Origin of the sequence: Streptomyces sp. NPDC096132, assembly GCF_044763345.1 — a bacterium.
GTDB lineage: Bacteria > Actinomycetota > Actinomycetes > Streptomycetales > Streptomycetaceae > Streptomyces.
This window is the reverse complement of sequence record NZ_JBIWGA010000026.1, coordinates 1-16195: the sequence shown is the minus strand read 5'-3', so window position 1 is coordinate 16195 and position 16195 is coordinate 1. Positions and strand designations below refer to the sequence as shown.

Sequence of the window (16195 nt, the reverse complement as noted above, 5' to 3'; positions counted from 1 at the left end):
TACTCCCTACCTATACCTTACGGCACATTATCAAGTCGCTTGCTGTCCGAGCCTCCGACTCCCGCCCAGGTCAAGGTGAGATAGTCAGGCATCGGACTGCGACCCTGATAGTGAGGGATCACCTGGTAATAAATCGTCTCACCGGTCTGCAGACGCGCCGCAAGCGCGTCCTCGTACCCTCTCATCAGGGGAGTATTAATGTCGGCATAGAGAGGAACAAGATTCCTCAGATCATCCCCGTCACCTCCCAACTGACGACCCAGCAGATGACCACGGTGAAGTACTTTTCCACCGTAGTACCCCTGAGGAATATGCTCCCAGTTGATTGGAAACTCAGCTGCAGTCCCCACCATTTCGGTCGAATCCGTGCCGAATGCCCAGTTCCCCTTGTCATTCACATAATTGAAGTCGCCGCGGTTGAGGCAGGCGAAGACACCTTGAGCCCGCCCCAATTCATCCAACGGCATGTAATGAATAGCCGATTTGCCCTTGGCGCAGTTCTCGCGCCGAACAGGTGTATCGGAATCCGCCTCGAACTCGTATCGATTCTTGGTGTCCGCATACAGAGATTTTCCATAGTCGGCAACGATATTCGCTTCGTCCGGAATGGCATCGGGTTCGTACAACGCAAGGTTCGCATACGCCATCTCAATGAACACTGCATGGTCCAGGATGAGCGCTCTTTCCAGCGCCCCCTGCTGAATCCGAGCCGCGTCTACTCTCGGCTTCGGGGCCGGGCGAGTCGGTGCGGGAGTCGGGTTCTTGCCCCGGTTCGGGTTTCGGGGGGGCGTGGGCTTCCTGGGCTGTGTCGGCCGCGTGGTGGTGGAACCACGCGACGTGGATGAGCCGGAACCGCGTCCGCCACGGCCGTAGCTTCCGCTGCTGCGGGGAGACCTGCTGGAAGTGGTCTTGCAGTTGTAGGTGCAGCGTGACGACTTGGGCGGCCTGGCTGGGCGATTGCGGCCGGCGCCGCAGCGCTTGGCGTTGCACATGTCGCTGCGAGGGTCGCGGTACCTGCTCGTGCCCCTGGATCGCTTTGTGTTCTTGGAGGATCCCCTGGTGGTCCCACCTCGCGCTTTGGTGCTTCCGCCGCTGCGGGAGCTGCCTCGGCCCATGCCCAGGCCGCCGCTGCCGCGGCCACCGCCGCCACCACCACGTGGGTCCCAGGCATGACCCGTGGCATCGGTTCCGTTGAGCGGCTGCCCGTTTCCGTAGAGGTAGCGGTTGAGCTGGGACGAAGGGTCTGCGTCGAGTTGCCAGGTGTCGCGGGAGGCGAAGGTCCCCGTGCCGGGCTGGTACCACCGTGCCGCCATGTTGACGTCGCCGTTGTCCGGGTCGGTCCACCCCGACTGGTATCCGACCGCGGGGGTCGTGCCGTTCGTGGCGGTCTCCTTGCCGAACGGGTCGTACGACGTGGAGCCCGTGACGTGCGTGCCGTCGGCCGTCAGGCCGGCGATCAGGTCGGTGTGCTGGTCGGTCAGGGCCCACTGCTTGGTGGTGCCGGTGGACAGGGACAGGAGGCTGCCCCCGGGGGTGCGGTTGTAGTCCGTCGTGCCGTCGCCTGCGAGGTTGTTGGAGCCTCCGTCATAGGTGAAGGTGGTCGAGCCGCGCGTCTGAACCCGGTCCAGGGAGTCGTAGGTGTAGGTCGTGGTTCCGTCGGTGATCTTGCGTTCGAAGGCGTCGAAGGCCAGCGTCCGTGCGACGCCCGTGCCCGTGTCGACCTTGGCGAGGGTGCCGCGTGGGGTGTACGTGTACGTGGTCGTGCCGTCTGTCAGACGGCGGTTGCGGGCGTCGAAGGTCGCGGCGGTCGAGCCTGCCTTGGTGCGGTTGCCTGCGTCGTCCCATTCGTATGACGTGGTGGTGCCGTTCTTCGTCCACGACGTCATGCGGTGGGCGTAGTCGTAGCCGTAGGTGTTGGTACCCGAGCCCGCCGTGCCCGTCATCGTCTTCGACGTCAGGTTGTCGTCCAGGTCGTAGCCGTAGGAGGTGGAGGCGACCGTGGTCGCGCCGTCGGCTGTGGTGACGGTGTCAGCGTTCAGGCGGCCGAGGGTGTCGTAGCCGTAGGTGCGCTTGGCCGTGACCGTGTAGGCCGTGGCGCCGTCTGCCAAGGTCGCGTACTGCTCCACGGTCGGGCGGCCCTCGGCATCGAAGTCGTACCAGACGTCATTGCCGGTGATCGAGTCCGAGACGTGGTCGATGCGGCCCGCGCCGTCGTAGGTGTAGTCGGCCGTGCCGGCCGTTGTGGTGCGCTGGGTCATGTTGCCGTCGGCGTTGTAGGCGTAGTGGGAGGTGCCGCCCGGGCCTTCGGCGGTCAGGAGCTGGCCGCGGTCGTTGTAGGTGTAGGTGTTGTGTGTCAGGCCGTCGGTGGTGCCGGCCGCTGTCAGGCGGCCGGTCAGGTCGTACTGCAGGGTGCGGTCCGTGGTGGTCGCCTCGGCGCCGGTGCCGGTCTCGTGGGTCAGGCGGCCGAGGCCGTCGTAGGTGCGTTCGCGCTTGACGCCGCCGGGCAGGAGTTCCGTCACTGCTTGGCCGACCTTGTCGTAGACGGTCGTCCAGGTGCGGTCTGCCGTGGCCGGGTGTGCGGTCGTGGCGGGTTCGATGGTGGACTCGGGCAGGCCCCAGCGGTTGAAGGTGTAGACGGTCTTGTTGCCGCGGCCGTCGGTCAGCCGGGTGTGGTTGCCCGCGGTGTCGTAGCCGAACGTCGTCGTGATCGACGCGGTCGCCGAGACCGGCTCGACCTGACTCGTCATCCGGCCCAGCGCGTCATACAGGTAGGTCGTCCGGGCCTTGGTCTGCGCGGAAATCTCTGCGGTGAGGTTCCCTTCCAGGTCGTACTCGGCGGATGCCGTGCGCAGCGCGGTCGTGCCCGTGCCGTAGTCGGTGATCGCGGTGGCGTTGTCGAGGGCGTCGTACGTGGTCGTGGTACGGCGGTGGGTGGCATCGACGGTTTCCGTCACGCGGCCCAGGCCGTCGTAGTCGTAGCTGGTCGTGCCAGCGGGGTCAGTCACCGTCTTCGGCTCGCCGACCGCGTTGTAGGTGCTGGTCGTGGTGATGCCGGACGGCGTCGCCGATGCGGTCTGGTTGCTCGCGTCGTCCCAGGTGTAGTGGCTGACGAAGTTGGCCGGGCTGGGGCGGCGCTCGATGATGGTGGCGGTCAGCTGTCGGCCGAGCTCGTCGTAGGTGGCTTCGGTACGGGCGCCGAGCGCGTCGGTGACCGACAGCTGCAGTCCGGTCGGGGTCCAGGTGTAGCGGGTGATACCGCCGCCGTCCGCACTCGTCGGGTTGAGCAGGTCGGAGTCGGTTTCCGCCGCGACGGCCGCGGCGGCATCGGCGGCCGGGGCGGTCGTGCTGATCAGCTGGCTGAACTGGTCGTAGGCGTAGCGGGTGACGCGGCCCAGCGGGTCGGTGACCGTCTGCGGCAGGCCGAGCCGGGTGTAGGTGGCGCGCCAGGTGGCCTGCAGGGCCGTGGTGGAACCCGGTGGGGTGTAGTCGGGGAGGGTCACTGCGGTGGTGCGGCCCAGGCGGTCGACCTGGGTCCGGGTCACGTTGCCGCGGGCGTCCTTGGTGTCGGTGGCCTCACCAAAGGTGTTGTAGCCGGCCAGCGCGGTCGGCTGGACGGTGGTGGCCGCTGCCCCGTTCTCCTCGGCCTGGACGGCCGGGGCGGTCTGCTGCACCGGGCGGCCCAGGGCGTCGTACCGATACGTCGTGGTGTACGCAGCCGGCTCGGCGCCCGTGGCGTTGCCGCGGGGGCTGACGGTGGTCAGCGGCAGGCCGCGGTCGTCGTAGGTGGCGGAGGCAATGTGGTTGGTGATGCCGTCGCTCAGGGTCTGGCGCGTGACGTTGCCTGCGGCGTCGTAGTCAGAGGTTGCGGTGAGCTTCCTGCCCGCGGAGATGGTCTGGGTCTGCTCCTTGATGCGGTCGTCGCCGTCGTACGTGTAGGAGGTGGTGCGGTTCAAGCCGGCGGGGTCCAGAACGCTGGTGAGCGTGCGGCCGAGAACGTCCACGGTGAACGTCTGTGTAGTCGTCCCGCCGCCGGTGACCTGCTTGGTCAGATTGCCGGCCGGGTCGTAGGTGTTGGCCTCTAGGACGATGTCGCGCCTGGTGCCGTCGGCCTGGGTGACCTGCTTCGCGGTCGTGGCGGCCGCGAGGCCGTCGTCGAAGTAGGTGTACGCGGTCGTCGCACCCATCGCGTCGGTCGTGGAGGCCAGACGGCCGGCCGGGTCGTAGGCGTTGGACACAACGGTCAGGTCGCTGACGGTGCCGGACGGGTCGCCTGTCCAGTCGTCCAGGATGGTCGTGGCGTGCTCGCCGCGCGCGGTGTAGGTGTACGTGACGTGCGTGCCCGCCGCGTCGGTCGTACCGCTGACGCGACCCAACTCGTCGTACTCGTAAAGCGTGGTGTTCTGCTCGGCGTCAGTGACGGAGTCGTTCAGGCCTCGCGCGTCGTAGTGATAGGCGGTCGTGCGCTCGGAGTCGCCGCCCGTGGCGTCCTTGGTCGTCTCGGCGAGGAGGTTGCCCTCCTCGTCATAGGCGCGGCTGATCACTGCGGTGTGGGTGATGCCGGTGATCTCGTTCTTCACACCCGCGCCGTGTTCGGTCACGATGTTCGAAGCCGCGTCGTAGCCGTACGTCGTGCTCACGCCGTCGGGAAAGGTGTCAGAGACCTGCTTCTCGGCGGTCATGCGGCCGAGGCCGTCGTAGGTGTACGTCGTCACGAGTCCGGAAGGTGACGTCTCCTCGGCCAGGTCGCCGTTGGCGAAGTAGCGGTATGACGTGTTCGCGCCGCCCGGCGTGGTCTGCGTCAGCACCAGGCCGGCCGGGACGGTTCCCCCGCCGACCGCGGCCTCGGCACCTGCGGTATAGGTCGTCGAAGAGGAGCTGTTGTCCGGGCGGACCGTCGTCAGTGGCAGCCCGAGGGTGTTGTACGTGGATGAGGTGCGGTAGCGGGTGTCCTTGTAGTCGGTCGAGCGTGCGTCGCTGGTGGTCAGCGGCTTGTCGTTGCGCAGGTCGAGCGGATCGCCGGCGTTGAGGTAGTAGGAGGAGAAGCTCGTCCAGCACGAGTCGGCATCCCGGCAGGTGGTGGTCGACACGACGTTGCCGCGCGCGTCATGGCCGGCGATCGTGGCGTGACCGTTCGGGTCGGTGACCGTGTGGAGGTTGCCTGCGGTGTCGTAGGCATAGGACGCGAGTGCGCCGGTGACGTCTCTCGCCGCGAGGATGCGCTGGCCGCGCAGGGCGTCGTAGCTGGTGGTGCTGGTGTGCTCCTGCGGGTCGGTGACGGTCACGGTGGAGGTCAGGCCCGAATCGGCGGCCTCGGCCTGGGCCCGGTAGTGGGCGGAGACCTGGTCGGCGGTCAGGGCACTGCGGTAGAGGGCGACTTCGTCGAGCTGGCCGTTGAAGTAGTAGGTACCGGCGGGCAGGTTCATCCAGCCGCCGGTGCTGTAGCCGGCACCGAGATAGGTGTAGGCGCGGGTCTGGTCGCCCACCGCATCGGTGAGCGAGCCGAGCTTGACGCCGTCCAGGTAGAGACTCTGGCCGCCGGCGCCACCGGAGAGCACCACGTGGTGCCATGCGCCGTCGGTGACCGCCGTCGGCGATGTGATCAGCGTGGAGGACGTGGGGCTGGCGGGCTGGAACCTGCCGCGCAGCTTGCCCTCTCCGTCGATGTTGAGCACGGGGCGGGACGACGTGGGTGTCTGGCCCACCGGTGAGTTCTGGAAGCCGAGCAGGACGCCCGAGGGGGACGTGGTGCGGAACCACATCTCCGCCGACAGTTCCGTGGAACCGGCGAGCATGGAGGCGGGGAGCTGGACGCTGCCGCCACCGCTGAGCTTCAGGGCGCGGTCGTCGCCCGCGCCGAACACGCCTGCCTGGTCCAGCTTCGAGGCCGCGCTCGCGTCGGGGAGAAGGCCGGCGCCCATCCCCGCGCCGCCGACCTCGCTGCCGAGGGCGGTGCCTTCCGCCTCGCCGAGCCGCCAGTACGCGGCTGGCGCGTCGGCGAGGGTGACGCCGGTGTACTGGTCTCCGCGGCCGGCGATGAGGCTGCGGCGTGCCTGGACGTGCTGGTTGGGAGTATCGGTCTGGCCTGCGGAAGGAGCGACGTACGTCCAGGTACCCGACTTCTGGGCGAACGTCACCAGCGGCTTGTCGTAGAAGGCGACCTCGTCGATCTGGCCGGTGAAGTTGCGGTAACCCGCAGTTTGGCCGTCCCAGCTGGTGGAGGCGTACCCACCGCCGACGAAGACCTTCGCGTAGCGGCCCGAGACGACGTTTCCGGTGGTCATGCTGCCCTGAAGCTCACCGTCCAGGAACAGGGCCTGCATGCCCTCGTTGCCGGTGAGCAGCACGTGGTGCCACTCGTTGTCGGTGACTGCCGTCTTCGACAGCAGACTGCTGCCGGTGCCGGAGAACTTGCCGCGCACCTTGCCGTCGGTGTCGATGAGCAGCATCGGCCGCCAGCCGGTCGGTGTGTCGCCGAGGTCGGTGTCCTGGTTCGTGACCAGCACGCCCTGGCTCTCGGTTTTGAACCACAGCTCCAGCGACATCGCCGTTTTGGTGCCCAACGATTCGACGGGCATCTCGATGGCGCCGTCGCCGGTGAAGCTTGCCGCGGTGTCGTCGCCGTCGGCGAAGATGCCTGCGGTGCCCAGGCCGACGGTGTCGGGGTAGTTGCCGGCCAGGTCCTCTGCGAGAGGGCTCACGGCCTCCGCGCCGCCGCGCTCCCCCAGGCGCCAGTAGCCGGTGGGGCCGCTGCGCTGGATGGTGTCCGCGTAGGAGGACGAGGACGTCGAGTAGGTGGGTGCGGATACCTTCCAGGCGCCGCCGTTGTCGTCGGTGTGGTCGGCGAGCCGGCCGCTGACCGGGTCGTAGGCGGCGGTTGCGTGGACCCGGCCCGAGGGCAGGGTGACCTTCGTCATCTGGCCGATCGCGTTACGCGCCGCGAAGTGGTCGGCGACGGTCGCGGGGTCGAGGGTGTGGTCATAGACGGCGACTTCGTCCATCTGCCCCTTGAAGTGGTACCAGGCGCTGGAGGTCACACCCATCCAGCCGGCCGTGCCATAGCCGACGCCGAGATGAGCATGTTCGAGGGACTGCTCGGCCAGGGCACCGCCCAGCGAACCGACCTTGACACCGTCCAGGTACAGGCTCTGGGTGTTGGCTGCAGCCGTGAGGACGGCGTGGTGCCACTTGTCGTCGGTGACCGGCTGTGTGGTGGTGATGGGTGTGACAGTGCGGCTGGCCAGGAAGAACTGACCGCGCAGCTTTCCCGCCGCGTCGATGTTCAGCACCGGCCGGTAGGAGCTGGGCTTGTCACCCACGTCGGCGCTGTGGAAGCCGGCGAGGACACCAGAGGGGGTACTCGTCTTGAACCACAGCTCGATCGTGGGGAGGGCGGACGCCTTGAACGTGTCCGTCGGCAGTTCGACGACTGAGTCGACGCCGTCAAAGCCGCCCGAGGTGTCCGCCGTTCCGGCGATGGCCGAGTCCATGCCCAGTGCGGTGTCCCGGTGCACGGCATCGTTCAGACCCGTGCGTGAGACGGCCTCACTGGCCGCCACAGAGCCTTCTGCTTCACCCAGCCGCCAGTAGGACGTGGGGGCGGAGTCGAGGACGCCACTGCGGTAGACCGAGCCGGTTGCGTATTCGTAGACGGTGCACTTGGTGGACGACGTCGGGGGGCAGACCTTGGTCAGCTGGTCACCGGTGTAGCCGTACGTCCAGGTCAGGCCCGGGGTGCTCGAGTCCACGGCGCTGGTGGTGACGGTGGTGACATGGGTGCCGGTCCAGCCGAACGACAGGAAGCGGCCCGACAGGTCGTCGGTCACCTTCTTCACCGGACCGCCGGTCGCACTCTCGTGAGTGATGGTCTGGCTGCGGCCGGCCGCATCCGTGATCTTCGCAAGGACCCCGCCGGACAGGAAGCGGTAGGTGGCCCCGGAGCGTTCCCGTACCACCCAGTCGGTGGACTGACGGGTGAGAGTGAGCGAACCGCCGGACGGACCGGTGTAGGTGCCGTCGGCGTTCTTGCCGAACCGCACCTGCGAGCCGTCGGAGAGAGTGACGACGACCGACGAGGTGGAGGGTTCCTCCCGTAGTTGCATGTCCCAGCGTGTGGACCAGCCGGTGCCGAACGCACCGCCGGTGCGCGGGTCCAGGGAGTTGTAGGTGCGGGTGAGCGACAGCTCGGGGCCCACCGTGGTCAGCGCCGCGTCGGTCGCGGCGGTGACGTAGTTGCCCTCACGGGTGCCGATCTCCTTGCCTTCGTCCGCTCCGCCGAGATGGCTGGTCACGGCGGGCTGCGGAACCTGCGTGGTCATCAGCGCCGCGCCAGGACGGGTGGAGGTTTCCGAGCCGTCGTAGGCGTACGCGTACCAGGCGTACGTCTTGTTCCAGGCCAGCCAGCCGGAGGGCACCGCCAACTGCTGCGAGCTGCTGCGCGTGCTCGACTTGCAGTTCTTGCGCAGATCGCTGCCCTCGACCTCGCACACCTCGAACGTGTACTGCAGGACGGACTGGGGGTATTTGTCTGCGTCCGCGCCCTTCGCCCACAGCGTCGGCGTGAGGGTGTCCACGGTGACGCCGCTGCCCGGCGACTCAGCGGTCAGTTGGGGCGGGATGTTCACCGAGGAGAGCTTGACGGCCGGGCCGGGTACCCCGGCGGTGGTGAAGCGACTGACGCCGACCTCGTCCATCGTCCACTGCACGGTGTACGTGCCGGGCGTCAGCGGCGCGATCTTCGCGTTCAGGGTGACACTCTCCCCCGGCGAGATGGCTTGGGGCATCGCCGTCCAGCGGATCTTCGCGCTGTCGGTGATCTCCTTGCCGGCCGAGTCGAACAGGTTGTACCGCAGCTTGTAGTCGCCGCCCGCCGGCCAGGTCTCCTGCCCCTGGTTGGTGACGGTGACCTCTTCGACGCCCTCGGTCGTGGCGGTGACCGGAGCGGTGAAGTCACCGAGGGAGTAGGTGGCGCCGTACTTGGTCCAGGTGACGTCCAGGCTCGGCTTGCCGTTCGGGTAGTCGTCGGAGCCGAACTGCTTCCAGCCCTTGGAGTCCGAGGTCGACGCCTTCACCGCCAGGCCGTAGTTCTTCTTCTTGCGAGAGTGGGTCCAGTCGTCGACGAGCTTGCGTCCGGCCGAGCCGAGCTTGATGGTCTCCCAGGCCGGGCCGCACGACCAGGTCGTGGTGCCCTCGGGCCGCCAGCCGTGGGCGAAGCTCTTCGACACCAGCGACGAACCGGTCGACGGGCCGGGCCACTTCGAGGTCGTGGATTCCGCCCAGTTCGACGTGATCGGGTGCACGGTCACCGGGCGCGCGGTGCAGGACTGCGACCAGGTGTTGTACAACGCGAGGTTCGCACCGAGCACCCACGCGTTCTTCAGGGTCGTCTCCAGACCGGTGAAGCGCAGGAACGTGGCCGCCTTGTGGCTGCCGCCGTCGTACGTGCCGACCTTCAGCACGCTGTCCGAGGCGAAGTTGGTGTTGTACGGGTACTCGACGTACGTGCCGGAGGTGGCGTCGACCGACTTCACCGACGGGTCCACGCGCACGGGGAACACCCGCTCCGGCGCCGTCAACCACTCCTTGTCGAGCTTGACCACCAGCACTTGTCGGCCACCTTCCGCGGCCAGGCTGTAGGTGACGCCAGAGGAGATCACGCCCTCATTGGAGTCGGGGGCGAGGTTGGAGTCCTGCATCCAGCCGGCCGGCGTCCAGGCGCGCACCGTGCCCTCGGTGTCGGTGAACACCACATTGCCGTGGTCGTCCAGCGCAGCCGCGAGTCCCTCGAGCCGAAGCGGGAAGCGCCACTCGGCAGGAGCGTTGGCGTCCTTCAGGACCAGTGTCTCCTTGACCGAGTCGCTGCCCGCGACGAACTCCACGTCCGCGTTCGGACGCGCGTTCTCGTAGGTGAGCGTGCTGTTCTCGGCCTGCCCGGCGACAGGATGGGCGTCATCGAGGCCGTAGCCGACCGAGACGCCCTCGTCCACCTGCATCCGCACCATCGGATCGGCGTCGGCTGTACCGCCGAAGTCGATCTGCGCCTCGGTCGACGAGGTCTCCCAGCCCTCCTCACCCGCGCTCATCGTGCTTGGACCCGAGGAGTCCTGGGGCACGAGGGTGGTGTCGATCGGCTTCCACCGACCGTCCTCCGTCCGGAAGTTGACCGGCTCGGTGTAGAAACGGGTGGTGTAAGTACCGTCCGGGTTCAGGTACGTGCGCTCCCGCTCCGCGCGCTCGCTCGCGACTTCCTCGCTGCGCTTGGCATCGAAGCCCTGCGGTGTCGCCGTACCGGGGGCCTGAACCTCGACGGCCGAGCTGGGCTCGGGCGTTCGTGCGGTGGTGGGGATCCGGGTGACACCTTCGCCCCCCTCCACCGGGAGTTCCCCGCGCCCGGTGAGCGCACCGTCACGACCGCCCTTCGCGGCAGCGTCCGTCGCGTCCGCGGACTCGGAGTGGCTGCGGCCGGCTGCGGACCCCCAGCGCTGGTCGGGAGCGTTCCCCGACCCAAGGGCCGAGGACCGGCCTACGGCAAGAGCGACGTGTTCGGTCCCGGTCAGTACAGCCAGGACGAAGGCGAAAACAACGACAAGCGGACGTGCCGGACGCACGGAATCCCCCCACCCACATGATCACGAGTAGGCAAGATCTAAAGGATTCCCAAACAAAGGCACAAGATATTCAAACGACTTCGCAAGTAAACATGAACATGCTCACGTCACATCTATCGCGAAACACTGCATTTGGAGGCCCGGTACACAGGGCATCATGGAGACTCTTCCTCCTTCGAAGGAGTGAACGCCCCCGAATCAGCCGGACAGCGGGCCCCCGCGCCCGCCTAGGTTGCGGACATGCGGAGACCTGTGACAGGCGACGAGAGACGAATCGGGGACATGAGCGCGGATGTTCTCTTTCAGGAGCATCTGAGCGCGCTGTTCCCCGCCGCGCTGCGGGGCGCGGAGCCGGCGGGGTTCGATCTGGTGCTGTTGGACGCGCTCATCGCCGGGTGTGTCTCCGTCTGGCAGAGCAACGGGGGCTCCCTCGACCCCGGGCGGCAGCGGATCCTGCGCGAGTGCCTGGCGGACCTGGACCGGGCACTGCCGCTGCTCACCGACGCCGAGGGGATCCGTTACTTCGAACGCCTGCGCCGACTGGCCGTCACCGTGTCCGGCTGACGGCCAGTTCCGGGCAGAACATCTAGCGCATCAGCAGCCCCGCGCCCTCCGCTCCGTCCTCCGCCGGCACCGCCACCACCCCCAGTTCCGCTCCGGAGGCGAGCAGGCGGTGGGCCGGGAGGATGCGGACCGTGTAGCCGTAGGGGCCCGTGCGGTCCAGGGACAGGGGGCCCTCGTAGAGCCAGCGGCCCTCCAGGTCGGGGCCGGACGCCGGTTTGAGGGGGACCGTGGCGGCGTCCGTGATGCGGTCCTCCTCGTCGACGCGGCCGGAGACCGCCTGGACCTCGACGTCCTCGGGGGCGAGTTCGCCGAGGCCCACCCGCACCCGCAGGGCGAGCGTGGTGCCCAGTTCCGCCGTGGTCGTGGCGACCGAGGTCTCGACATGGTCGACCGTCACGGCGTGCCACGCGGCCCGCACCCTCGCCTTCCAGACGGCCAGTTCGCGGGCCGTGTCCGGGTTCATCACGCGGTGCGCCTGGGCGGCGGGCGAGTAGAGGCGCTCGACGTACTCGCGGACCATCCGGCCGGCCAGGACCTTGGGGCCGAGGAGGGTGAGGGTCTGGCGGACCATCTCGATCCAGCGGTCGGGCAGCCCCGCCTGGCCACGCTCGTAGAAGCGGGGCGTGATGCGCTGCTCCAGCAGGTCGTACAGCGCGGCCGCCTCGATGTCGTCGCGGCGGTCGGGGTCGGTGCCGGCGCCGTCCGCCGTGGGGATCGCCCAGCCGAAGTCGGGCTGGAACCACTCGTCCCACCAGCCGTCCAGGACGGACAGGTTGAGACAGCCGTTCAGGGCGGCCTTCATCCCGGACGTGCCGCAGGCCTCCAGCGGGCGCAGCGGGTTGTTCAGCCAGATGTCGCAGCCGGGGTACAGCTTCTGCGCCATCGCCATGCCGTAGTCGGGGAGGAAGACGATGCGGTGCCGCACGCGCGGGTCGTCGGAGAACCGGACCAGCTCCTGGACCAGGCGTTTGCCGCCGTCGTCCGCCGGGTGCGCCTTGCCCGCCACCACGATCTGGATCGGGTGGGTCGGGTGCAGCAGCAGCTCCATCAGACGGTCCCGGTCGCGCAGCATGAGCGTCAGCCGCTTGTACGACGGCACCCGGCGCGCGAACCCGATCGTGAGGACGTCCGGGTCCAGGACCGAGTCGATCCAGCCCAGCTCGGCCGTCCCCGCACCCCGCTGCCGCCAGGACGCCCGCAGCCGCTCGCGCACCTCCACCACCAGCTGCTCGCGCAGCACCCGCCGCAGATCCCAGATGTCCTGGTCGGAGATGTCGGCGACCGCGTCCCAGCGGTCGCCGTCACCGACGGTCAGCGCGTCCTCCGCGCGCTGGGAGCCCACCTGGCGGGCGCCGAGCCGCAGCACCTCGGGGGCGACCCAGGTCGGGGCGTGCACCCCGTTGGTGACGGAGGTGATCGGCACCTCGTCGGGGTCGAAGCCGGGCCACAGGCCGGAGAACATCTCCCGGCTGACGTGACCGTGCAGCAGCGACACGCCGTTGGCCCGCTGGGCCAGGCGCAGGCCCATCACCGCCATGTTGAAGAGGTTCGGCTCGCCCCCCGGGTACGTCTCCATGCCGAGGCGCAGGATGCGGTCGACGTCCATGCGGGGCAGTTCGGCGTCGGGGCCGAAGTGGCGGGCGACCAGCTCGCGGTCGAAGCGGTCGATGCCGGCCGGGACGGGGGTGTGGGTGGTGAAGACCGTCCCCGCGCGGACCGCCTCCAGCGCCGGGTCGAAGGCCGCTCCCGCGTCGCAGAGTTCGGCGATCCGCTCCAGGCCGAGGAAGCCGGCGTGGCCCTCGTTGGTGTGGAACACCTCGGGCGGGGCGTGGCCGGTGAGGCGGCAGTACGTCCGCACCGCCCGGACACCTCCTATGCCGAGCAGCATCTCCTGGAGCAGCCGGTGCTCGCTGCCGCCCCCGTAGAGCCGGTCGGTCACCCCGCGTTCGCCGAGGTCGTTCTCCTCGACGTCGGAGTCCAGCATGAGCAGGGGGACCCGGCCGACCTGGGCGAGCCAGACACGGGCGTGCAGCGACCTGCCGCCGGGCAGGGCGAGGGAGACCTGGGCGGGGGTGCCGTCGTCCTCCCTCAGCAGGGTGACCGGCAGCTCGTTGGGGTCGAGGACGGGATAGTGCTCCTGCTGCCAGCCGTCGCGGGAGAGGGTCTGGCGGAAGTAGCCGTGCCGGTAGAGGAGCCCCACACCGATCAGCGGTACGCCCAGGTCGCTGGCCGCCTTCAGGTGATCGCCGGCGAGGATGCCGAGGCCGCCGGAGTACTGGGGCAGGGCGGCCGTGATGCCGAACTCGGGCGAGAAGTAGGCGACGGCGGCCGGGAGTTCGGCGGTGCCGGGCTGGGACTGGTACCAGCGGTCGCCGGTCACATAGTCGTGCAGGTCGTCGACGGCGGCGGTCAGCCGGCGCAGGAACCGGCGGTCCTCGGCCAGCTCGGCGAGGCGCTCCGGCGGCACACCGCCGAGCAGCCGTACCGGGTCACCGTCCGAGACGGCCCAGCGCTCGGGATCGACGGACTGGAAGAGTTCACGGGTATCCGCGTGCCATGACCAGCGCAGATTGCGGGCCAGGTCACTGAGCGGCCGGAGGGGTTCGGGGAGAAGGGGTCGGACGGTGAATCGACGGATCGCCTTCACATTCCACCTCGGCGTGCGTAAGGAGGAGACGCACGGCAGTGTGCGTCCGCGTCTGAGGAAGACGGTACCGGCGCGGACGCCCACCTCGCTGGAGGCTCCGGTGGCCGACTCCGTAACCGTACGCCCCGTTTGGCCGATTCCACCCGCCCAGGCCACCTTGTGGCGCTTCACCCCGCACGAGAGGCTGCCCAGTGGTGCGGCCGGCCACACCGGTGCGCGCCGAGTCGAGGAGGGGGAACACGAACCATGGCACGGACGCGCTTACGGCGTCTGCGCCGGGCGGGGGGCCTGACCGCGGTCGCCACGACCATGGTCCTTTCGGCCGTCAGCCTGCCCGCGCACGCCGTACCGGAGGGGAAAATACTCGGCGCCGGTCTGCCCGGCTCCGTCGGCGGAAGCTACCTCGTGACGCTGAAGGGGGGCGCACAGGGGGGCGTGCGGGCCTCGTCCGCGGCCGGGCGACGCCTCGTCTCCTCCTACGGGGCGAGAATCAGCCACACCTACGGCACGGTCCTCAACGGCTTCGCCGTCGAGGCCGATCGGAGACAGGCCCGGCGGCTCGCGGCCGACCCGCGTGTCGCCTCCGTCGTCCAGGACACCCGGGTGTCCACGGACGCCGCCGGGAAGAGTCCGCCGCCCTGGGGGCTGGACCGGGTCGACCAGCCGGGGCTGCCGCTGGACTCCGTCTACCGCGCGCCGAAGTCCGCGGGCGCCGGGGTGACCGTGTACGTCATCGACACCGGGATCCGGATCAGCCACGAGGACTTCGGCGGCCGGGCGAGCTACGGCTGGGACTTCGTCGGCGGCGACCGCACCGCCTCCGACGGCAACGGCCACGGCACCCAGGTCGCCGGCATCGTCGCGGGCAGGGACCTCGGAGTCGCCAAGAAGGCGAGGGTCGTCGCCGTACGGGTGCTCGACGACTCGGGCGCGGGCACCACCGCGCAGGCCATCGCCGGCATCGACTGGGTCACCCGGCACGCCCGCAAGCCCGCGGTCGCCAACCTCAGCCTGGGCGGCCCGTACAACGCCCCGCTCGACGCGGCCGTCCGCGCCTCCATCGGGTCCGGGGTCACCTACGTCGTCGCCGCGGGCAACGGGGGCCGGGCCGCCGCCCTCACCTCCCCCGCCGACGTCCGGGAAGCGGTGACCGTCGGAGCCACCGACCGCGGGGACGCCCGGGCCGCCTTCTCCAACTACGGCTCGGCCCTCGACCTGTTCGCCCCGGGCGTGTCGATCACGTCCGCGTCGTCCACGAGCGACACCGGCCGAGTCGTCTCGTCCGGTACGTCGATGGCGGCGCCGCACGCCGCGGGCGCGGCCGCGCTGTATCTCGCCGAGCACCCGAAGGCCACACCCGCCCGGGTCGCAAGGGCCCTGGCCGCGGGTGCGTCGAACGGCAAGGTCTCCCGCCGGGGGGCCGGTTCGCCGGACAAACTCCTGCAGGTGCCGCCCCACAAGTGACGGACCGTCGTGACCGGCTCCGTTCGTCCCGAACGGGGCCGGTCTTGTGTGTAGACATACGCGTGAGTAGTTAACAAAGTGCCGGAATGCTCACCCGATTAGGGTGGGAAGGCTCCCTCGGTACTCGACCCCACATCCCTCCGCCCACCCTCGTTGATGCGGACAGGAGCGGTCATGCCCGCCACGCACCACTCGTCATCACCCCCGACGCCCCGTACCAAGGCAACAGAACCATCCGAAGCACGGCCCGTGCGTCCCGTCGACACCGGTCCCCCCGCCGCGGAGCGATCCTCCGCCGACGCCGCGACCGCCGTCGGACGCATTCCGGTCCTCGACGTCCGCCCGCTCGTCCAGCAGGGGCGCCGGCCCGCGAAAGCGGTCACCGGGGAGACGTTCGAGGTCTCGGCGACCGTGTTCCGCGAGGGCCACGACGCCGTCGCCGCCAATGTCGTCCTGACGGATCCCGACGGCCGGCCCGGCCCCTGGACCCCGATGCGCGAACTCGCCCCCGGCACCGACCGCTGGGGCGCCGACGTCACCCCGGACGCACCGGGCCGCTGGACGTACCGCGTGGAGGCCTGGAGCGACCCGGTCGGCACCTGGCGGCACCACGCGCAGATCAAGATCCCGGCGGGGATGGACACCGAGCTGGTCCTGGAGGAGGGCGCGCGGCTGTACGAGCGCGCGGTGGCCGGCGTACCGAAGGGGGGCGGAAAACGCGCCGCCCTGCGTACGGCGGTCGCGGCCCTGCGCGACGAGACCCGCCCGCCGGCCTCCCGGTTGGCGGCGGCGCTGACGCCGGAGGTGGACGCGGTCCTGGGCCGGTATCCGCTGCGGGAACTGGTCACCGCCTCCGAGCCGTTGCCCCTGCTGGTGGAGCGGGAACGGGCCCTGTACGGCTCCTGGTACGAGTTCT

Annotated in this window: 5 protein-coding genes; 3 read left to right on the top strand and 2 right to left on the bottom strand. The window is 69.4% G+C overall.

What is annotated here, in order from left to right:
- Positions 1-17: 17 nt before the first annotated feature.
- Positions 18-10604: a LamG-like jellyroll fold domain-containing protein gene (locus tag ACIRF9_RS41150; RefSeq protein WP_403833398.1), complete on the bottom strand. Its 10587-nt coding sequence runs from the start codon at positions 10602-10604 to the stop codon at positions 18-20.
- Positions 10605-10886: 282 nt separating this feature from the next.
- Here ACIRF9_RS41150 and ACIRF9_RS41145 point away from each other — a divergent pair, with 282 nt between their 5' ends.
- Positions 10887-11168, top strand: a complete 282-nt coding sequence (locus ACIRF9_RS41145) for a hypothetical protein (protein ID WP_403833396.1) — start codon at positions 10887-10889, stop codon at positions 11166-11168.
- A 22-nt stretch (positions 11169-11190) separates the two neighbouring features.
- Here ACIRF9_RS41145 and ACIRF9_RS41140 read toward each other — a convergent pair whose 3' ends face one another.
- Positions 11191-13815: a glycosyltransferase family 1 protein gene (locus tag ACIRF9_RS41140; RefSeq protein ID WP_403833393.1), complete on the bottom strand. Its 2625-nt coding sequence runs from the start codon at positions 13813-13815 to the stop codon at positions 11191-11193.
- Between the two features lie 246 nt (positions 13816-14061).
- On the opposite strand from ACIRF9_RS41140, the gene ACIRF9_RS41135 reads away from it, so the two are divergent.
- Both ACIRF9_RS41135 and ACIRF9_RS41130 read left to right on the top strand, forming a co-directional pair.
- On the top strand, positions 14062-15279 hold the full coding sequence (locus tag ACIRF9_RS41135; protein ID WP_403833391.1) for a S8 family peptidase: 1218 nt from the start codon (positions 14062-14064) through the stop codon (positions 15277-15279).
- A gap of 174 nt (positions 15280-15453) precedes the next feature.
- Positions 15454-16195, top strand: a 742-nt coding sequence (locus ACIRF9_RS41130) for a maltotransferase domain-containing protein (RefSeq protein WP_403833389.1), incomplete at its 3' end; no start/stop codon positions are given.